Annotated in this window: 17 protein-coding genes and 1 pseudogene; 11 read left to right on the top strand and 7 right to left on the bottom strand. The window is 64.9% G+C overall.

Annotated features, from left to right (window positions below; genetic code table 11):
- Positions 1–47 precede the first annotated feature (47 nt).
- Positions 48–2,186, top strand: a complete 2,139-nt coding sequence (scpA, locus tag ACM6UT_RS18385) for a methylmalonyl-CoA mutase (RefSeq protein ID WP_416798798.1) — start codon at positions 48–50, stop codon at positions 2,184–2,186.
- A 48-nt stretch (positions 2,187–2,234) separates the two neighbouring features.
- On the opposite strand, the gene ACM6UT_RS18390 is transcribed toward scpA, so the two are convergent.
- Positions 2,235–2,999 carry an SDR family oxidoreductase gene (locus tag ACM6UT_RS18390; protein WP_416798799.1) on the bottom strand — a complete coding sequence of 255 codons (765 nt, stop codon included), beginning with the start codon at positions 2,997–2,999 and terminating at the stop codon, positions 2,235–2,237.
- A 101-nt stretch (positions 3,000–3,100) separates the two neighbouring features.
- Between ACM6UT_RS18390 and ACM6UT_RS18395 the strand changes: the two genes are divergently transcribed.
- A complete protein-coding gene (locus ACM6UT_RS18395) occupies positions 3,101–4,027 on the top strand; it encodes an AraC family transcriptional regulator (RefSeq protein WP_416798800.1) in 927 nt (308 codons plus the stop codon).
- Between the two features lie 6 nt (positions 4,028–4,033).
- On the opposite strand, the gene ACM6UT_RS18400 is transcribed toward ACM6UT_RS18395, so the two are convergent.
- Positions 4,034–4,960 (bottom strand): LysR family transcriptional regulator, encoded by a 927-nt coding sequence (locus tag ACM6UT_RS18400; RefSeq protein ID WP_416798801.1) that lies wholly within the window; start codon positions 4,958–4,960, stop codon positions 4,034–4,036.
- A 176-nt stretch (positions 4,961–5,136) separates the two neighbouring features.
- On the opposite strand from ACM6UT_RS18400, the gene ACM6UT_RS18405 reads away from it, so the two are divergent.
- The 7 genes from ACM6UT_RS18405 (at position 5,137) to mmsB (ending at position 12,321) form a co-directional block, all read left to right on the top strand.
- The gene (locus ACM6UT_RS18405) at positions 5,137–6,339 is read left to right on the top strand and encodes an ABC transporter substrate-binding protein (protein WP_416798803.1); all 1,203 of its coding nucleotides are present in this window, start codon (positions 5,137–5,139) and stop codon (positions 6,337–6,339) included.
- A gap of 15 nt (positions 6,340–6,354) precedes the next feature.
- Entirely contained in the window at positions 6,355–7,137 is a 783-nt protein-coding gene (locus ACM6UT_RS18410) for an ABC transporter ATP-binding protein (protein WP_416798804.1), read from the top strand.
- A 1-nt stretch (position 7,138) separates the two neighbouring features.
- A complete protein-coding gene (locus ACM6UT_RS18415) occupies positions 7,139–7,840 on the top strand; it encodes an ABC transporter ATP-binding protein (protein ID WP_416798805.1) in 702 nt (233 codons plus the stop codon).
- A gap of 3 nt (positions 7,841–7,843) precedes the next feature.
- Positions 7,844–8,731, top strand: coding sequence for a branched-chain amino acid ABC transporter permease (locus tag ACM6UT_RS18420; protein ID WP_416798806.1), 888 nt, complete (start codon positions 7,844–7,846; stop codon positions 8,729–8,731).
- A gap of 1 nt (position 8,732) precedes the next feature.
- Positions 8,733–9,719: a branched-chain amino acid ABC transporter permease gene (locus ACM6UT_RS18425; protein WP_416798807.1), complete on the top strand. Its 987-nt coding sequence runs from the start codon at positions 8,733–8,735 to the stop codon at positions 9,717–9,719.
- Between the two features lie 102 nt (positions 9,720–9,821).
- A complete protein-coding gene (locus tag ACM6UT_RS18430) occupies positions 9,822–11,417 on the top strand; it encodes a GMC family oxidoreductase (protein WP_416798808.1) in 1,596 nt (531 codons plus the stop codon).
- Positions 11,418–11,430: 13 nt separating this feature from the next.
- Positions 11,431–12,321 (top strand): 3-hydroxyisobutyrate dehydrogenase, encoded by an 891-nt coding sequence (gene mmsB / locus ACM6UT_RS18435; protein WP_416798809.1) that lies wholly within the window; start codon positions 11,431–11,433, stop codon positions 12,319–12,321.
- 30 nt (positions 12,322–12,351) lie between these two features.
- Here mmsB and ACM6UT_RS18440 read toward each other — a convergent pair whose 3' ends face one another.
- From ACM6UT_RS18440 to speB, 5 genes are all read right to left on the bottom strand, one after another.
- On the bottom strand, positions 12,352–13,152 hold the full coding sequence (locus tag ACM6UT_RS18440) for an ABC transporter permease (protein WP_416798810.1): 801 nt from the start codon (positions 13,150–13,152) through the stop codon (positions 12,352–12,354).
- On the bottom strand, positions 13,149–14,003 hold the full coding sequence (locus tag ACM6UT_RS18445; RefSeq protein ID WP_416798811.1) for an ABC transporter permease: 855 nt from the start codon (positions 14,001–14,003) through the stop codon (positions 13,149–13,151). Before ACM6UT_RS18445 ends, ACM6UT_RS18440 begins: the two co-directional genes overlap by 4 nt.
- Complete coding sequence (locus ACM6UT_RS18450) at positions 14,000–15,034, bottom strand: ABC transporter ATP-binding protein (protein ID WP_416798812.1); 1,035 nt, start codon at positions 15,032–15,034, stop codon at positions 14,000–14,002. The genes ACM6UT_RS18445 and ACM6UT_RS18450 overlap by 4 nt, the downstream gene beginning before the upstream one ends.
- A gap of 274 nt (positions 15,035–15,308) precedes the next feature.
- Complete coding sequence (locus ACM6UT_RS18455; protein WP_416798813.1) at positions 15,309–16,397, bottom strand: ABC transporter substrate-binding protein; 1,089 nt, start codon at positions 16,395–16,397, stop codon at positions 15,309–15,311.
- A 76-nt stretch (positions 16,398–16,473) separates the two neighbouring features.
- The gene (gene speB / locus ACM6UT_RS18460) at positions 16,474–17,529 is read right to left on the bottom strand and encodes an agmatinase (RefSeq protein WP_416798814.1); all 1,056 of its coding nucleotides are present in this window, start codon (positions 17,527–17,529) and stop codon (positions 16,474–16,476) included.
- Positions 17,530–17,709: 180 nt separating this feature from the next.
- Between speB and gcvA the strand changes: the two genes are divergently transcribed.
- Positions 17,710–18,750: a transcriptional regulator GcvA gene (gene gcvA / locus ACM6UT_RS18465; protein ID WP_416798815.1), complete on the top strand. Its 1,041-nt coding sequence runs from the start codon at positions 17,710–17,712 to the stop codon at positions 18,748–18,750.
- Between the two features lie 23 nt (positions 18,751–18,773).
- Positions 18,774–19,129: pseudogene (locus ACM6UT_RS18470) on the top strand (aminotransferase); the annotation flags it as partial.

Here is a 19,129-nt window from a genome sequence, read left to right on the forward strand (position 1 = left end):
GCGAGACGCGTCGACATGCACTCCGCACGAAGCAGGGAGATGACCGGATGACCGAGAAGACCATAAAGGACTGGGAAGCGCTGGCCGAGAAGGAGCTGAAGCGCCCAGCCGACAGCCTCACCTGGCACACGCCGGAAGGCATCGACGTCAAGCCGCTCTACACGGCCGAAGACCTCGAAGGCATCGACCATCTCGACAGCCTGCCGGGGATTGCCCCCTTCGTCCGCGGTCCGCGCGCCACCATGTATGCCGGACGGCCCTGGACGATCCGCCAGTATGCGGGCTTTTCCACCGCGGAAGAATCGAACGCCTTCTACCGCCGCAATCTTGCCGCCGGCCAGCAGGGCGTCTCGGTTGCCTTCGACCTCGCGACCCATCGCGGCTATGACAGCGACCATCCGCGCGTTGTCGGCGACGTCGGCAAGGCGGGTGTGGCGATCGACTCCGTCGAGGACATGAGGATCCTCTTCGACGGCATCCCGCTCGAAAAGATCTCCGTCTCGATGACCATGAACGGCGCGGTGATCCCGATCCTCGCGAACTTCATCGTCGCAGGCGAAGAACAGGGCGTGCCGCGGGCGCAGCTGTCCGGGACCATCCAGAACGACATCCTCAAGGAGTTCATGGTCCGCAACACCTACATCTATCCGCCGGAACCCTCGATGCGGATCATCGCCGACATCATCGAGTACACGGCGAAGGAGATGCCGAAGTTCAACTCCATCTCGATCTCCGGCTACCACATGCAGGAGGCCGGGGCGACGCTGGTGCAGGAACTCGCCTTCACGCTGGCCGACGGGCGCGAATATGTCCGCGCAGCCTTGAGGAAGGGCCTGAACGTCGATGACTTCGCCGGCCGCCTCTCCTTCTTCTTCGCGATCGGCATGAATTTCTTCATGGAGGCGGCGAAGCTGCGCGCCGCGCGCCTCTTGTGGACCCGCATCATGCAGGAGTTCGAGCCGAAGAAGCAGTCGTCGCTGATGCTGCGCACGCACTGTCAGACCTCGGGCGTGTCGCTGCAGGAACAGGACCCTTACAACAACGTCATCCGCACGGCCTACGAGGCGCTGTCGGCGGCGCTCGGCGGCACCCAGTCGCTGCACACCAACGCGCTCGACGAGGCGATCGCGCTGCCGACCGATTTTTCCGCCCGCATCGCCCGCAACACCCAGCTGATCCTCCAGCACGAGACGGGCGTCACCAAGGTGGTCGATCCGCTCGCCGGCTCCTACTACGTCGAAAGCCTGACCAACGAACTCGCCGAGAAGGCCTGGGCGCTGATCGAGGAGGTCGAGGCGATGGGCGGCATGACCAAGGCTGTCGACGCCGGCCTGCCGAAGAAGCTGATCGAGGAAGCCGCGACCCGCCGTCAGGCGGCGATCGACAAGGGCGAAGAGGTGATCGTCGGCGTGAACAAGTTCCGCCTGAACGACGAGCAGCCGATCGACATCCTGGAGATCGACAATTCCGCCGTGCGGGCCGCCCAGATCAAGCGGCTCGAACAGATCCGGCGCCAGCGCGACCCGAAGGCGGTCGAGACGGCCCTTGCCCGGCTCGCCGCCGTTGCCGAAAGCGGCGAAGGCAATCTGCTCGAGGCTGCCGTCGAGGCCGCCCGCGCACGGGCGAGCGTCGGTGAAATCTCCGATGCCATGCGTAAGGTCTTCGGCGACCATACGGCCGTGCCGAAGGTCGTCCGCAACATCTACGGCAAGGCCTATGAAGGGGATCCGGAGCTGGCGACCCTCTCCGACCGCCTGAAGCACTACCGGGAGGTCAAGGGCGCGGCACCCCGCATCCTCGTCGCCAAGCTTGGCCAGGACGGCCACGACCGCGGCGCCAAGGTGATCGCATCGGCCTTCGGCGACATCGGTTTCGACGTCGTCGCCGGCCCGCTCTTCCAGACGCCGGAAGAGGCCGCCGACCTCGCGGTCGCCGAAAAGGTGCAGGTCGTCGGCATGTCCTCGCTCGCCGCCGGCCACAAGACGCTCGCCCCGCAGCTCGTCGAAGCGCTGAAGGCCAAAGGTGCCGAAGACATCATCGTCGTCGTCGGCGGGGTCATCCCACGCCAGGACTACGACTACCTCATCGACCACGGCGTCGCCGCCGTCTTCGGCCCCGGCACGAACGTCATGGACGCGGCGAAGTCCGTGCTCGACCTCGCGGAAGGGCGGCTGCGGAACGCGTGAATGAGGAGGCGCCGGCGCCTCCTCCCTTTGACCGGAGGCGGATCGCATTCACGCGGCGGCCTTGGCCGTCGCGAGCGCCAGTGCATCGACGCCGGCTGGAATGTGCAAGGGCGCCGATGGATCGGTCACCGCCCGCCAGACGGCCTCGGCTACGTCGCGCGGCTGCGTGACGTCCGCCGGTGACAATTCCGCCCAGCCGGCGAACACGCCCTGCACCACCCCGGCATAAGCCTCCGGGAAACCACCGTTCGCCGCAATCCGTCCCTGCGCACTCTGTGAGAAACGCGTGTCCGGCGCCCGTCCGGGCAGCACGAGGTGCGCGCGGATGTTGAACGGCCGCAACTCCAGCACCAGAGACTCGGTGAAGGCGTTCACCGCCGCCTTGCTGGCGGTGTAGACCGAGAGAAGCGGAAGTGGGGCCAGCGTGACGCTCGACGTGACGTTGACGACGACGCCTTGCCCGCGCTCGCGGAACTGCGGCAGGAAGGCCTGCGTCATCGCCATGGTGCCGATCGTGTTCGTCTCGAAGAGATCACGGGCGATCTCCATTGGCGTGCCCTCAAGCGCGTTGAGCCAGCCGATGCCGGCATTGTTGACCAGCGCGTCGATCGGCCCCGCTGCATCGACGAGCCCGTGGATGCTTACGGGATCGGTCACGTCGAGGGGCAGGACGCGCAGCCGCCCGGTGGCGGGAAGAACATCCGTCCGCGGCGCCCGCATCGTCGCGATCACGCTCCAGTCACGTTCGAGAAAATAGCGGGCCGTTTCGAGGCCGAAGCCGGAGGAGCAGCCGGTAATCAGGACAATCTTCATGGTGTTTCCTCTTGTCTGTGTCGAATGCCAACCAGACTAGACGATCCCATTCGGACTGATTATGACTTGAAGTCCATGTTCCATTAGTGAGAGTCCTGAACTTGATCGATCCTCTCGCCGAAGTGGTCACGCTGCTGCAGCCGCATGCACTGCTCTCCAAGCTCGTGAGCGGCGCCGGTGCCTGGTGCGTCCGCCGCACCGAGACTGGACAGCCGTTCTATTGTGTGGTGCTGGAGGGCGGCAGCCGCCTCGAAGTGGACGGCCATGCCCCGATCGACCTGGAAGCCGGCGACTTCGTGCTGATTCCCTCGGCCCGGGACTTCACCATGTCCGGCCTGCAGCCGACCCTAACCTCCGGAGGAGATCCATCGGAGGTTTCGATCCTGGAGAACGAGATCAGGCACGGCGACCCCTCGGCGCCCCCCGACGCCCGGCTTCTGGTTGGCCATTTCAGCTTCGGCTCGCCGGACGCGAAGCTGCTGGTCTCACTGCTGCCGAAGATCGTGCATGTGCGCAACGAGAGCCGCCTGTCGACGATCGTCGCGCTCGTCAGCCAGGAAGCGCGACAACAACGGCCTGGCCGCGACCTCATCCTGGCACACCTTCTCGAAGTGATGCTGATCGAGGCACTGCGGTCCACGGCAGGTATCGGCACGCCGCCGGGGCTGCTGCGCGGCCTCTCCGACCCACGGCTCTCGGTCGCCATCCGCTGCATGCACGAGGCACCCGCGCACCCCTGGACGGTAAAGGAACTCGCGAAAGAAACCGCCCTTTCACGATCGGCCTTCTTCGAGCGGTTCAACCGGGCAGTGGGCACCGCACCGATGGAGTATCTGCTTGCCTGGCGCATGGCGCTCGCAAGGTCCCTCCTCAGTCGGCAACTGCCGATCACGGATGTCGCCGAGCAGGTCGGCTATGGTTCAGCCAGCGCGTTCAGCGTAGCCTTCACCCGCGTCGTCGGGCTGCCGCCGAGCCAGTATGCGCGCGAAACGGCGGACCGACGGGGATCCTCGGAGTTTAAGGGGTAAGCAAGCCTACTCCGCCGCGACCACCCTTGCGCTCTCAGTCGTCCCCAGGAACGCATTCATGTTTTCCCGCACGATGTTCCGCAGGAACTCGATGACGCTTCTGACGCGCCCCACCTGCCGCAAATCGCGGTGGCAGGTGATCCAGTAGTGGCGTAGCAGCTCGACCTCGTCTCCGAGGACGACTTCCAGCTCCGGATAGTTTTTCGCGATGAAGATCGGCAGCACGCAGAGCCCGAGCCCATTCCGCGTCGCCGTCAGCTGCGCGAAGATACTCGAGCTCTGGAAGCGCGGTTTTATGCGCGGATGGATGTCGCCGAGATAGTCGAGGCCCGGCGCGAAGATCATGTCTTCGATATAGCCGATGAAGGCGTGGTCCAGGAGGTCGTCGCGGCTTTGCGGAGCGCCACGGCTCTCGAGATATCCCCGCGTGCCGTAGATCTTCAGGCGGTAGTCGCAGAGCTTCTCCGAAAAATACGGCCCCGCCTTCGGCGGATCGAGGACGACCGCGAGGTCGGCCTCCTTGCGCGAGAGCGCCATGATCTGCTGGATCGTCACGAGTTCCAGCGAGATGCTCGGCAAGGCTGCTGCGAAAGTCTGAAGCGTGCCGGTGAAGAAGAAATTGGAGAAGCCCTCCGGCGCGCTGAGCCGCACGACCCCGCGCTGCGCACTGCCGCCGCCGGCGAGATCGGCCTGCAGCCGCTCCGTCTCCTGCTCCATCTTCTCGGCGGTCTCGACAAAGCGCTGCCCCATGCCGGTCAGCACGTAGCCGCGTGGATTGCGCTCGAAGAGCTTGACCTTCAAGGCGAATTCCAGCCGGTCGATGCGCCGCGAGACCGTCGCGTGGCTGGTCCGCAGCTGCCTTGCCGCCGTTGACAACTGTCCCGTGCGGGCGACGGCAAGAAAATACTGTAGGTCGTCCCAGGTAAAATGCATGCATAGCCCCGTCTTCTGTTCAAAAACGAACAGAACCTGTTTGCAATTAGTCGGCGCGAAAACTTGCGTCAATCGTCCTTTTCCCGGATCATGCCCTCACGATCGGCCACGTTGAGGAGCGCGGCTGGTCAAAATTGAACAGATTCGCAGTCTGGAAAACTCTGGGAGGAGACCATATGCGCAAGAATCTCATCGCCTCGCTGGCGATCGTGCTGGCGAGCAGCACCGCTGCTCTGGCCGACGCATCGGACGGCAAAGTCAAGATCGGCATCCTGAACGACCAGTCCGGCGTCTATGCCGACTTCGGCGGCAAGTCGTCCGTCGAGGCCGCGAAGATGGCAATCGAGGATTACGGCGGCAAGGTGCTCGGCGTGCCGGTCGAAATCGTCGACGCCGACCACCAGAACAAGCCGGACATCGCTTCGAACATCGCCCGCCAGTGGTACGATACCGAACAGGTCGACGCGATCATGGAATTGACGACCTCGTCGGTCGCGCTCGCCGTCCAGGCGATCGCCAAGGAAAAGAAGAAGATCGACATCGTCACCGGCGCGGCGACAACGGAACTCACCGGCAAGCAGTGCAGCCCCTACGGTTTCCATTGGGCCTATGACACCCACGCGCTCGCAGTCGGCACCGGCGGCGCGCTCGTGAAACAGGGCGGCGACAGCTGGTTCTTCCTGACCGCCGACTACGCCTTCGGCTACTCCCTCGAACAGCAGACCAGCGACTTCGTCAAGGCGAGCGGCGGTACGGTCGTCGGCGCGGTGCGCCATCCGCTCGCGACCACCGACTTCTCGTCCTTCCTGCTGCAGGCGCAGTCTTCGGGTGCAAAGGTGGTCGGCCTTGCCAATGCCGGCGCCGACACGCAGAACGCGATCAAGCAGGCCGCCGAGTTCGGCATCACCCAGGGCGGCCAGCGTCTTGCGGCTCTCCTCTTCACGCTCGCAGAGGTCCATGGCCTCGGCCTCGAGGCGGCGCAGGGCCTGACGCTCACGGAAGGCTTCTACTGGAACCGCGACGAGGACAGCCAGAAGTTCGGCAAGCGCTTCTTCGAGCGCACGGGCAAGATGCCGAACATGATCCATGCCGGCACCTATTCCGCCGTCCTGCAGTACCTGAAGGCGATCGAGAAAGCCGGAACGGACGAGACGGAAGCCGTCGCCAAGGCCCTGCACGAAATGCCGGTCGACGACGTCTTCGGCCGCGGTGGTACGGTCGGCCCCAACGGCCGCATGTTCCACGACATGTACCTGCTCGAAGTGAAGAAGCCCGGCGACAGCAAGGAGCCCTGGGACTACTTCAACGTTCTCGCCACCATCCCCGGCAAGGAAGCCTATATCGATCCGGCCAAGAGCGGTTGCGAGCTCGCGAAGTAAGTCTGGCCGTAGATGATGAGCCTTCCTTCCGAAAGAACTTCTACGGAGCCGCGCGTGGTCTTGTCCGCGCGCGGCCTCCGCCGTGATTTCGGCGGCTTTACCGCCGTCCGGGACGTCGATCTCGACGTCCATCATGCACAGGTGCATGCCCTGATCGGGCCGAACGGTGCGGGCAAGACCACCGTCTTCAACCTGCTCACCAAATTCCTGCAGCCGACCGCGGGCACGATCACGCTGCTCGGCGAGGAAATCACCAGCACGCCGGCCGACAAGGTCGCGCGGATGGGCCTCGTGCGCTCCTTCCAGATTTCCGCAGTGTTTCCGCATCTGAGCGTGCTCGACAACGTGCGCGTGGCGCTCCAGCGCCCCAACGGGCTCGCCCACCAGTTCTGGCGTCCGCTTTCGGCGCTTGATGCGCTGACGCCACGCGCGGAGAACCTGCTCGAAAGCGTCGGTCTCGTCCGGGAGCGCAACACGATCGCCGCCGATCTTTCCTACGGTCGCAAGCGCGCGCTGGAGATCGCCACGACGCTCGCCCTCGATCCCAAGGTCCTGCTTCTCGACGAGCCACTGGCCGGCATGGGTCAGGAGGACGTGCGGGTGATCGCCAGCCTCATCCGCGAGGTCGCAAAGACCCGCGCCGTGTTGATGGTCGAACACAATCTCTCGGTCGTCGCCGATATCTGCCACCACGTCACTGTCCTGCAGCGTGGCGAAATCCTCGCCGAGGGCGACTACGACACGGTCAGCAGCGACCCCCGCGTGCGCGTCGCCTACATGGGCACGGAGGAGGCGTGAGATGACGGCACTTCTCGAGGTACGCGGCCTCAACGCCTGGTACGGCGAAAGCCACATCCTGCATGGCGTCGACATGACCGTGCGCGAAGGCGAGACGGTCACCATTCTCGGTCGCAACGGTGTCGGCAAGACGACGACGCTGCGCACGCTGGTCGGGATCGTGCGCGCCCGCAAGGGTCAGATCGTTTTCAACGGCACCGACATGATGAAGGTGCCGCTGCACCGCACCGCCCGCTGCGGCATCGGCTTCGTGCCGGAGGAGCGCGGCATCTTCTCGAGCCTTTCGGTCATGGAAAACCTCATGCTGCCGCCGCAGGTCGCGGACGGCGGCATGTCGCTCGACGAGATCTTCGAGCTCTTCCCGAACCTTCACGAGCGGCGCAACAGCCCGGGCACCCGGCTTTCCGGTGGCGAACAGCAGATGCTGGCGATCGCCCGCATCCTGCGCACCGGCGTCAAGTTGCTAATTCTCGACGAACCGACGGAGGGGCTTGCCCCCGTCATCGTCCAGCGCATCGGCGAAGTGCTGAAGACGCTCAAGGAGCGCGGCATGACGGTGCTGCTGGTCGAACAGAACTTCCGCTTCGCAAGCCGGGTCGCCGACCGTTTCTACCTGATGGAGCACGGCCAGATGGTTTCCGAATTCAAGGTGGAGGAGCTGCCCGAGCGCATGGACATGCTCCACAAGGTCCTGGGGGTCTGAACCATGGCGACAATCTTCGGCATCCCGCTACAGGCATTGCTCGGACAGCTCCTGATCGGCCTCATCAACGGCTCCTTCTATGCCCTGCTGAGCCTCGGCCTTGCGATCATCTTCGGCCTCCTCCGGATGATCAACTTCGCGCACGGCGCGCAGTACATGCTCGGCGCCTTCGTCGCCTATCTGCTGCTCACCTTCGGGGGCATTGGCTACTGGCCGGCACTGATCCTCGCGCCGCTGATCGTCGGCCTCTTCGGGGCGGTGATCGAACGGCTCTTCCTCCGGCGCCTCTACAACCTCGACCCGCTCTATGGCCTCCTCTTTACCTTCGGCCTGGCGCTGACGATCGAGGGAACCTTCCGCTACCTCTACGGCGCGTCGGGGCAACCCTATGCCACGCCGGCGGCGCTTGCCGGCGGCACCAATCTCGGCTTCATGTTTCTGCCCATCTATCGCGGCTGGGTGGTCGTGGTATCGCTTGTGGTCTGCCTTGCCACATGGCTTCTGATCGAGAAGACCAAGCTCGGCGCCTATCTGCGTGCTGCCACGGAAAACTCGACGCTGGTGCAGGTCTTCGGTGTCAACGTGCCGGTGCTTCTGACCCTCACCTACGGCCTCGGCGTGGCGCTCGCCGCCTTCGCCGGCGTGCTTGCCGCCCCGGTCTACCAGGTGTCGCCGCTCATGGGTTCCAACATCATCATCGTCGTCTTCGCGGTGGTGGTCGTCGGCGGCATGGGCTCGATCATGGGGGCAATTGTCACCGGCTACATGCTGGGGATCGCCGAAGGCCTGACCAAGGTCTTCTATCCGGAGGCGTCCAACATCGTGATCTTCGTCATCATGGCGATCGTTCTTCTCATCAGGCCGGCAGGCCTCTTCGGCCGGGATGCGTGACATGGCTCAGGTAACGACCACTTCCGACATCGGCGGCGGACGTCCCGCCCTCGTGCAGATGATCCTGCTTGCAGGCGGCATCGGACTTCTCGCCGCCGCCCCGTTCTTCCTCTACCCGATCTTCGTGATGAAGCTCCTGTGCTTTGCGCTGTTCGCGGCCTCCTTCAACCTGCTGCTCGGCTATACCGGGCTTCTCTCCTTCGGCCATGCTGCCTTCTTCGGAGGTGCTGCCTATTTCACCGCCCACGTGGTCAAGGAATGGGGCTTTCCGCCGGAGCTCGGGCTCCTCGTCGGGGTCGCAGGCGCGGCCGTGCTCGGCCTCGTCATGGGCTTCTTCGCGATCCGCCGGCAGGGCATCTACTTCGCAATGATCACGCTGGCGCTCGCGCAGATGTTCTACTTCTTCTGCCTGCAGGCGGAATTCACCCACGGCGAGGACGGCATCCAGTCCGTGCCGCGCGGCAAGCTGCTCGGCTTCATCGATCTCGGCACCCCGCTCAACATGTACTTCTTCGTGCTTGCGGTCTTCCTCATCGGCATGCTGGTGATCTGGCGCTTCATCAATTCGCCCTTCGGCATGATCCTGAAGTCGATCCGCGAGAACGAGGTCCGCGCAACGTCACTCGGCTATTCGGTGGCGCGCTACAAGCTGGGCGCCTTCGTGATGTCGGCGGCGCTTGCGGGACTGGCCGGTGGGCTGAAGGCGCTGGTCTTCCAGTTCGCGACGCTCACCGACGTCACCTGGCAGATGTCCGGAGAAGTGATCCTGATGACGCTGCTCGGCGGCATCGGAACGCTTGTCGGCCCGGTGATCGGTGCAGGCCTCGTGGTGACGCTCGGGAACTATCTCGCAACCTCGGAATTCCCCGTCACCATCATCACCGGCCTCGTCTTCATGGTGTGCGTGCTGCTATTCCGGCGCGGGATCATCGGCGAGTTCTATGCGTCCCGCCTCGGACGCAAGCTCGGCTTCGAACACCGGCATTAGCCGTAACTAACGGGGCCGGCCTCGCCGGCGACGCATTGACAACGACGACAGAGACGTTCCGGCCCCGACGAAGGCCGGGAGCGGAGACTTGCGGAGTGGGGAATGGAATCCTTTGACTACATCATCGTCGGCGCGGGAAGCGCAGGCTGCGTTCTGGCCAACCGGCTTGCTGCGGACCGGTCGACGCGGGTGCTGCTCCTCGAAGCGGGTGGCAGTGACAACTACCACTGGATCCACATCCCGGTCGGCTATCTCTATTGCATCAACAACCCGCGGACGGACTGGTGCTTCACCACTGCGAAGGAAGAAGGGCTGAACGGCCGCGCCCTCCTCTATCCGCGCGGCAAGGTGCTCGGCGGCTGCTCGTCGATCAACGGCATGATCTACATGCGCGGACAGGCGCGCGACTACGACCTCTGGCGGCAGATGGGCTGCACCGGCTGGGGCTGGGAGGACGTGCTGCCGATCTTCCGCAAGTCCGAGGACTTCTACAAGGGCGCCGACGACGCGCATGGCTCGGGCGGCGAGTGGCGGGTCGAAAAGGCCCGTGTCCGCTGGGCGATCCTCGAAGCCTTCCAGAAGGCCGCGCTCGAAGCCGGCATTCCGATGACCGACGACTTCAACCGCGGCGACAACGAGGGCTCCGGCTATTTCGACGTCAACCAGCGCGCCGGCATCCGCTGGAACACCGCCAAGGCCTTCCTGCGGCCGGCAGTCAAGCACGGCAACCTCACCGTGCTGACGAGGGCGCAGGCGAAACGGCTCGTCATCGAGGACGGCTCGGTTACCGGCGTCGAAGTCTGGCACGAGGGCACTACGAAGACCTTCCGCGCCCGCCGCGAGACGGTGCTCGCCGCCGGCGCCGTCGGCAGCCCGCACATCCTCGAACTCTCCGGCGTCGGACGCGGCGATGTCCTGCAGAAGGCCGGCGTCGAGGTGGTGACGGAGGTGAAGGGGGTCGGCGAGAACCTGCAGGACCACCTACAACTGCGGCTCGTCTACAAGGTGAGCGGCCTGCCGACGCTGAATGAAAAGGCATCGAGCCTCTTCGGCAAGGCGGCGATCGGGCTCGAATACCTCTTGCGACGCTCCGGACCGATGGCGATGGCGCCGAGCCAGCTCGGCATCTTCACCAGGTCGAGCCCGGACAAGGACACCGCCGACCTCGAATACCACGTCCAGCCCGTCTCGCTCGACAAGTTCGGCGATCCGGTCCATCCCTTCCCCGCGATCACGGCGAGCGTCTGCAACCTGCGGCCGGAGAGCCGCGGCTCAATCCACCTGCAGAGCCCGGACTTCGCCGCCCAGCCGGTGATCAGCCCGCATTATCTCTCAACGGCAGGCGACCGGGAAACCGCGATCCGCTCGATCCGTCTGACCCGCCGGATCGCGGCCCAGCCCTCGTTTGCGCGCTACCGGCCGGAGGAATACAAGCCCGGCCCCGCCTTCGAGACGGACGAGGACCTGATCCGGGCGGCCGGCGACGTCGGCACGACGATCTTCCATCCGGTCGGCACCTGCCGCATGGGCGCCGACGCCGAAAGCGTCGTCGATCCCCGGCTCCGGATGCGGGCGCTCAAGCGCCTCCGGATCGCCGACGCCTCGATCATGCCGACCATTACCTCCGGCAACACCAACTCGCCGACCATCATGATCGCCGAGAAGGCTGCCGAAATGATCCTTGCCGACAACCGATAGAAGGAGACTCCCCGTGGCAACACCCATCGCATTCATCGGACTGGGCAATATGGGCGGCCCGATGGCCGCCAACCTCGTGAAGGCCGGACACGAGGTCCGGGGCTTCGACCTTTCCCCGGAAATCCTTGAGGCAGCGGAAGAAAACGGCGTCACGCCCGCTTCCTCGCTGGCGGAAGCCGCGGAAGCTGCAGGCGTCGTGGTCACCATGCTGCCGAAGGGCGAGCACGTGCTCGCCGTCTGGCGCGAACTCGTGAAGGCGGTCCCGGCTTCCACGCTTCTGATCGATTGCTCGACCATCGACGTCGACAGCGCACGCCAGGCCCATGAGCTTGCCGCCGGCAAGGGCTGCGCCTCGCTCGACGCCCCCGTCTCCGGCGGCACGGGCGGTGCGGCCGCCGGCACGCTGACCTTCATGGCCGGCGGGTCCGGGGACGCGTTCGAGCGCGCGAAACCCTATCTCGAAGCCATGGGGCGCAAGATCGTCCATTGCGGCGGCAACGGCGCGGGCCAGGCGGCGAAGATCTGCAACAACATGATCCTCGGCATTTCCATGATCGGCGTCTGCGAAGCCTTCGTGCTCGGAGAGGCGCTCGGCCTCTCGCACCAGGCGCTGTTCGACGTGGCGTCGACCTCTTCCGGCCAATGCTGGTCGCTGAACACCTATTGCCCGGTTCCGGGTCCGGTTCCAACCTCACCCGCCAACAACGAATACCGGCCGGGCTTCGCCGCGGCGCTCATGCTGAAGGACCTGAAACTCGCCCAGGACGCCGCACTTTCGACCGGTGCAGCAACGCCGCTCGGAGCGGAAGCCGCGCAGATCTATGGCCTCTTCGAAAAGCAGGGACAGGGCGGGCGCGACTTTTCCGCGATCATCGAGATGCTGCGCGGCGGCCCCCAGGCCTGAGACCGAGCACGGGAAGCAGGCCGTCGACGATCAGCGGTCGTCGGCGGCCATGGCGCCAAGCAGCTTCGGCAGGTCGCCGAAACGTGCCACCAACCCGAAGATCAGCGCCGCCGCCGCGACGAAGAGCACGGTGACGGAGGCCATGACCGGCGTATAGCCGTAACGCAGCGCGTTGAAGATCTTGATCGGCAACGTCTCCATGGTGAAGCCCACCGTCATGTAGGCGACGATGTATTCGTTGAGCGACAGCACGAAGGCGAAGGCGTAGCCCGAAACGAGATACGGCCGGATGAGCGGCAGCACGACGGTCCGGAACACCGTCCGGTCGTCGGCACCCATGGTCGCCGCCGCCTCGACCAGCGAACGGTCGATCGCCGAAAAGCCGAGCGAAAGCGTCACCAGCGGCAGTGTCACGAAGAAGATCGCGTGGCCGATGACGGCCGTCCACGGCTGGCCGTAGAAGCCGGTCGCCGCCCAGAAGGTCAGGAGACCGAGCGCGGTGATCACCGGCGGCAGCGTGAACGGCGCAATGCCAAGCACCTGGAAGATGTTGGCCCAGGGCGCGATGCGGCGCCACAGGAACCAGGAGAGCGGCAGGGCGATGGCGACTGCGAGCGCCGCCGAGGCGAGCGCCAGCAGGACCGAGGCGAAGAAGGCCGAGCGCCAGCCGCTGTCGGTAAAGATCGCACCGTACCATGCGAGCGAAAAGCCCTGCGGCGGGAAGGTCAGGCTCTGCTTCTCGTTGACCGAGACGCCGGCGACGACGACGATCGGGGCAGCGAGGAAGATGCCGATCAGGGCGAAATAGATGCGGGTCAGCAGCGTGTTCATGCCGTTTCTCCCTTGCGGCCGACAAACAGCGTCAGCGCCACCATGCCAAGCGTGACCAGCACGAGGAACACCGCCATGGCCGCGGCAAACGGCATGTTCGACTGGTAGATCGCCTGGTCGGTGATCAAGACGGACAGCGTCCAGTGCTGCGGCCGGCCGAGGATCTGCGGCAGCAGGTAGGAGCCGAGCGCGAAGATGAAGACCATGATCAGCGTGGCGAGGATGGTGTTGCGAAGCGCCGGAACGACGACGGTGAAGAAGGCCCGAAGCGGCGAGGCGCCAAGCGTGCGGGCCGCTTCGGTCAGCGTCGGGTCAAGCCGCACCAGCGCCGGATAGAGCACCAGCACGGTATAGGGCAGCGCCTGATAGACCATGCCGGTCAGCACCGCGCCGAAATTCGGCATCAGCGCCACCGGATTTTCCATTAGCCCGATCATGACGAGCAGATTGGTGATGCCGGCGGTGCGCGAAAACAGCGTCGACCAGGCGAAACCGATGATGACTTCGGACAGGGACAGGATCGACAGCAACGCAACCAGCCACAACACCTGGGCTTTGCGCGACATGCGGGCAAGCAGGTAGGTGAACGGCAGGCCGAGCACGACGCAAACGACGGCGACCGCGATAGCCAGCATCAGCGAGAAGCCGAGAACGCCGGCGAAGAAGGGGCTGATGAATCGGGCATAATTGTCGAGAACGAAGGCCGGCGAGTAGAAGCCGGAGGGATTGCGCTGGAAGAAGCTGACGGCAATCATCGTCGCAAACGGCACGACGAAGAACAGGATCAGCATGGCCGCCGGAAAGGCGAGCGGCGCATAGTCGAGAGGTCTCTGGGGCGGTTCGCGTCTCATGCGTCAAGCACCACGGCGGTTGCGGGATCGATCACTACGCCGACATCCTGGCCGACCGAGACGACCGGCCGCTCGCGTGGCGTCGAAACGGCCACCACTTCGGTGCCGCGCACATCGATGAAGGTCTCGATCGTGCCGCCGAGATCGCGGATGAAGGTGACGCGACCGGTCAGCCGCCCCTCCCCCGGGGCCGAAAGATGGATGTCCTCCGGACGGACCGACAAGCTGGCTGCGGCCATGCCCGCAGGGGCTGTGAAACCCTCGACCGCCTGGCCGAGCACCAGCGTGCGCCCGCCCTCGACGGTCAGCGGCAGGAGATTGGTGGAGCCGATGAAATCGGCGACGAAACGGTCGGCGGGCTTGCGGTAGATCTCGATCGGGCTTGCCGCCTGGCGGATCTTGCCGCCGTTCATCACCACGACGGTGTCGGCCATGGTCATGGCCTCGCGCTGGTCGTGGGTGACGACGATGGTGGTGATGCCGAGTTGCTGCTGCAGCTTGCGCAGTTCGACCTGCATGGCCTCGCGCAGCTTGGCGTCGAGTGCCGAAAGCGGCTCGTCGAGCAGGAAGAGCTTTGGCGAGATGGCGAGCGCCCGGGCGATCGCCACGCGCTGGCGCTGGCCGCCGGACAGCTTGGTGACGGGCCGGTCGGCATAACCGGTGAGATGGATCATGGCGAGCAGTTCCTCGACGCGCTTCACCTGCTGCTCGCGGCCGATGCCGCGGATGCGCAGCGGATAGGCGATGTTCTCGCCCACGGTCAGGTGCGGGAACAGCGCTAGCGACTGGAACACCATGCCGAGATTGCGCTTGTGGGTCGGCACGGCCGTGATGTCGGCACTGTCGAGCACGATCGAACCGCTGGTCGGCTGTTCAAGACCGGCGATCATGCGCAACAGCGTGGTTTTCCCGCAGCCGGACGGGCCGAGCAGGCAGACGAAACGCCCTTCCGGCACCGAGAGCTGCGCATGGTCCACGGCTGTGAAGAGGCCGAATTGCTTGGTCACACCGTCGAGGATGAGTCCGGACATCATGTCTCCGAAAGTAATAAGGGTAATGGGAATTCGTCCCTGTCGGCCCCGGCTGCGTCATCCCATCAAGGGATTTGATTGTCGCGCGATCTTGTTTGGGGTTCAAGCAGGGTACTTGTCTTGTCGACGTCCGCAAGGGCGCGGGTATCTGCTCCGCACCCGCCTTACGGGCACAGTCTCCCCGCTGGAGGGGAGACTGAAACGCGCCGCAACGCCTACCGTCCCCTCTCACCGCAAGCGGGCAGAGGGGACGGATAAGGGGCAAGCTTCATCCTCAGCCGACGATCAGTTCGGTCCACTTCTGGTTCAGCCAGTCCGACTTGGTCTGGTAGAGGTCGTAGCGCGGAATGATCGGCGCGATGTCGGACGACACGGCTGCGAACTCTTCCGCCGTCAGGTCGAGCAATTCGCGCTTGACCGTCGGCGCGGTGCCGACCTTGCGCGACAGGGTCGCCTGAATCGACGGCTGGCACATGTAGTCGATGAAGACGTGGGCCTCTTCGGTCTTGGCCGAAGCGCGCGACAGCGCCCAGCAACCCGAATCCATGATGCCGCCTTCCTTCGGGAAGGTCGAGCGGACCGGATGGCCGTCGGCGGCAGCAAGGCCGGTGACGTCGTGGTAGTACTGGCCCATCGGGATTTCGCCCGACTTCAGCGCCTGTTCGAACTGGGCTTCGTCACGATACCACAGGCGGACGTTCGGCTTAACTTCGGCGAGCTTGTCGAAGACCTTGAGGATGCCTTCCTCGGTGTCGAGCACTTGCGTGCCGCCGAAATGGGTCTTGGCAGTCACTTCCAGCAGGAAGGAATTGGAGACGAGCGCGAGAAGGCCAAGCTTGTCGGCGTTCGCCGGATCCCAGAGGGCTGCCCACGAGGTCGGCGCTTCCTTGTAGACGTCGGTGTTGGTGACAAGCGTGATGTACCAGGCAACCGCACCGATGCCGGCGACGCGGCCGTCCGGATACTTGTTGACGAAGGTGTCGATCAGGCCCGAGGCGTTCTTGATCTTGGCGGTGTCGAGCGGTGCCCAGAGCTCGGTCGACTGGCCCTTGAGCATCGCGACCTGCGACATCATTGAAACGTCGGCAGGCGCCTGGCCGGCCTTGGCGGCCTGCTCGAGCTGCACGAGCCAGGCTTCGCCGGTCGGCTCGGCGATGGACTCGACGGCGATGCCAGTCGCCTTGGTGAATTCCGGGAAAATGTTCTTGTCGAACGAATCCTTGAAGTAGCCACCGTAGACGCCGACCTTCAACGACTTGTCCTGGGCCCTGAGGATGGACGGCATGGCCAGCATGCCGGCACCGGCAAGCGAGCCGGCCAGCACACCGCGGCGGCTGACGGAGGCATTGAGAATTTTCTTCATATCGCGTTCCCTTTTGTTGATTTGCTGCTTTTGAACTCGGATGCGAGGCGCCGGCAGCGCCCCGCCGATGTGCGGCTCAGCGGCCCCGGACGGCCGGACTATAGACCATCAGGCTGAGGATTTCGAAGAGAACCTGCGCGCCGGCGTGGGCCGTGTTGTGGGTCGCATCATATTGCGGCGCCACTTCCACGACGTCGCCGCCGATGAGGTTGATGCCCTTGAGGCCGCGGATCAATTCCAGCACCTCGCGCGACGTCAGTCCGCCCACTTCCGGCGTGCCGGTGCCCGGCGCAATGCTCGGATCGAGGCTGTCGACGTCGAAGGAGAGGTAGGTCGGTCCATCGCCGATGATCTTCTTCGCCTTCTCGATGATCGCCGGCATGCCGAGCCCGGTGACTTCCTCGGCGTGGATGACCGTCATGCCGGACTCGTAGGAGAACTCCCACAGATACTCGGCCGGGCCGCGAATGCCGATCTGGATCGTCCGGGTCGGATCGAGCGTGCCGTCAAGCACCGCGTTGCGGAACGGTCCACCGTGATGGAAGCGCGACTGGTCGAACGGTCCGCCCGTGTCGCAATGGGCGTCGATATGCACGAGGCCGACCGGGCCGTGCTTGCGCGCCAAGGGCTTCAGGATCGATTGCGTGATCGAATGGTCGCCGCCGACCGACAGCGGCATGACACCGGCCTCGACGATCTTCGAGAGGTAGTTCTCGATATCCTCGTGGCTGAGCTCCAGGCGGTAGCGGCTGGAGAAGGGAACGTCGCCGATGTCGCCGACCTTGAGGTCGAAGATCGGGGAGCATTCGAGCACGTGGTTGTAGGGACCGATGCGGTCGACGGCCCGAAGCGCCCGGGGCCCGAAGCGCGAGCCGGGACGGTTGGTCACGCCAAGATCCATCGGCACGCCGACGATTGCCACCTGCAGGTCGCCGAAATCGGGATTCTTCGGATCGACGGGATGATGCGGCGCCGACAGGAAGGTCGGAACGCCGGCATAGGGGGCTGCGCGCGTGCCGTTCGAAAAGATCTTCTCACCCACCTTGGCGAACTTCGGGTCGAAGATCTCGCCGGCATTGTCGCCGCCGTATTTCGCCCGCAGAGCCTCCAGTTTCGTCGGATCCCACGCCATCTTGTCGTTCCTTTCCTCGTCGTTTCGAAAGCAGGTCGGCGGCGCGGCCGCGACATGGCTTTCAAAAGGGCATTCTTCGGCCCCGCCTCTATGATGAGCATTATCCCTGCAAAAGGGATGGAAATGCAATTGACGATGTAATAGCAATCGATGTGAGAAAAATTCACAAGCATCGCGCCCATGTCCGTTCGCCTGCCCCCGCTCAATCCGCTCCGCGCCTTCGAGGCCGCCGCAAGGCTCGGCTCGATTTCCGCCGCCGCCCGCGAGCTGAAGGTCACCCACGGCGCGGTGAGCCATCAGATCAGGACGCTCGAGGAGAATCTCAAGGCAAGCCTTTTCGAGCGCGGCGGCAAGAGGCTTAAACTGACCCCGCAGGGCGCGCTGCTGTTGCCTGCAGTCTCTTCCGCCTTCGAAGGGATCGCCGCCGCGACCGCGCTGGTGAACCGTCCATCGACCAGCGGCAACCTGCGCATCTCCTGCGTCCCTGCCCTGCTCTCGCTCTGGCTGGTCCCGCGCATGGGTTCCTTCAGCGAGCAGTATCCGGAAATCACCCTGACGCTCACCTCCAGCAACGACGCAGCGCTCGTCCAGTCGCCGGACATCGACGTCGCCATTCTCTATGGTTCGGGCGGCTGGCGGGACTGCTGGGCGCGGCTGTGGAGCAGCCTCGAACTCTTCCCGGTCGCGAGCCCGACGCTTCTCAATAGCCGGCCGCTGCGTTCCGTCCGCGATCTGCGTGACCACGTCCTGCTGCATGGCGACGACGGGCGGGAATGGACCACCTGGCTCGCGGCCGCCGATCAGCTCGACATGCCCCGCCTCAGGGAGCATTTCATGAGCGATGCGCGACTCTCGACGGAAGCCGCCCGCCACGGTCAGGGCATCGCTCTCGGGGACAATATCACGGCAAGCAGCCTCATCGCTTCGGGCGAACTCGTCATTCCCTTCGATCTTTCGGTTCCGGCCTCAGACGCCTTCTACGTCACCTGCCGCAACGAAGTGCGCTCGGCCCCGATTGCCAAGGTCTTCATCGACTGGATGTTCTCGACCATCGAAAGCGAGCGGCTCTCCCGCCCGAGCACCTCGGCCCGCCATCTGATCCGCAGCCGCGCGCCGCGGGCCACGGCGGCGCAGTCCAATCCGCTCGGCACGTTTTCGGCACGCCCTCACCCGCGCGCCGCACTTGCCGCCAAGCCCCGCCGCAAGAGCGAGAAGCAATAAGCAAACTGGAAAGACGACGAACCATGCCCTCCGCCTCCTTCAATCCGCTCGTATCCCGGCTGTCTCCGCCGCCGGTTCCTTCGGTCTTCGCCTGGCGCCGCGCCTATGACGGCGCATCGGGACCACTGATCGACCTCTCGCAGGCCGTTCCCGGCTATCCACCGCATCCAGACATGCTCGCCTGGCTCGGCGAGGCCGCCGCCTCGAGGGCCTCCGCCGGCTACGGGCCGATCGAGGGCGAGGATACGCTGCGCGACGCCTATGCCGGCGAGGTGGCGGAAATCTATGGGGCACCGGTCACCGCCGAGAACATTCACATCACCTCCGGCTGCAATCAGGCGTTCATGGCCGCTGTCATGGCGGTCGCCGGCGCCGGCGA

It is taken from the genome of Ciceribacter azotifigens, from assembly GCF_048159625.1.
In the GTDB taxonomy this organism is placed as follows: Bacteria; Pseudomonadota; Alphaproteobacteria; order Rhizobiales; family Rhizobiaceae; genus Allorhizobium; species Allorhizobium azotifigens.

Bases quoted from the DNA above. Each gene is read 5' to 3' on its own strand.
- ACM6UT_RS18440 (WP_416798810.1), bottom strand. From the start codon at position 13,152: ATGAACACGCTGCTGACCCGCATCTATTTCGCCCTGATCGGCATCTTC.
- ACM6UT_RS18405 (WP_416798803.1), top strand. From the start codon at position 5,137: ATGCGCAAGAATCTCATCGCCTCGCTGGCGATCGTGCTGGCGAGCAGC.
- ACM6UT_RS18425 (WP_416798807.1), top strand. From the start codon at position 8,733: ATGGCTCAGGTAACGACCACTTCCGACATCGGCGGCGGACGTCCCGCC.
- ACM6UT_RS18410 (WP_416798804.1), top strand. From the start codon at position 6,355: ATGAGCCTTCCTTCCGAAAGAACTTCTACGGAGCCGCGCGTGGTCTTG.
- ACM6UT_RS18430 (WP_416798808.1), top strand. From the start codon at position 9,822: ATGGAATCCTTTGACTACATCATCGTCGGCGCGGGAAGCGCAGGCTGC.
- speB (WP_416798814.1), bottom strand. From the start codon at position 17,529: ATGGCGTGGGATCCGACGAAACTGGAGGCTCTGCGGGCGAAATACGGC.
- ACM6UT_RS18450 (WP_416798812.1), bottom strand. From the start codon at position 15,034: ATGTCCGGACTCATCCTCGACGGTGTGACCAAGCAATTCGGCCTCTTC.
- ACM6UT_RS18420 (WP_416798806.1), top strand. From the start codon at position 7,844: ATGGCGACAATCTTCGGCATCCCGCTACAGGCATTGCTCGGACAGCTC.
- ACM6UT_RS18390 (WP_416798799.1), bottom strand. From the start codon at position 2,999: ATGAAGATTGTCCTGATTACCGGCTGCTCCTCCGGCTTCGGCCTCGAA.
- ACM6UT_RS18400 (WP_416798801.1), bottom strand. From the start codon at position 4,960: ATGCATTTTACCTGGGACGACCTACAGTATTTTCTTGCCGTCGCCCGC.
- gcvA (WP_416798815.1), top strand. From the start codon at position 17,710: ATGTCCGTTCGCCTGCCCCCGCTCAATCCGCTCCGCGCCTTCGAGGCC.
- scpA (WP_416798798.1), top strand. From the start codon at position 48: ATGACCGAGAAGACCATAAAGGACTGGGAAGCGCTGGCCGAGAAGGAG.
- ACM6UT_RS18445 (WP_416798811.1), bottom strand. From the start codon at position 14,003: ATGAGACGCGAACCGCCCCAGAGACCTCTCGACTATGCGCCGCTCGCC.
- ACM6UT_RS18455 (WP_416798813.1), bottom strand. From the start codon at position 16,397: ATGAAGAAAATTCTCAATGCCTCCGTCAGCCGCCGCGGTGTGCTGGCC.
- ACM6UT_RS18415 (WP_416798805.1), top strand. From the start codon at position 7,139: ATGACGGCACTTCTCGAGGTACGCGGCCTCAACGCCTGGTACGGCGAA.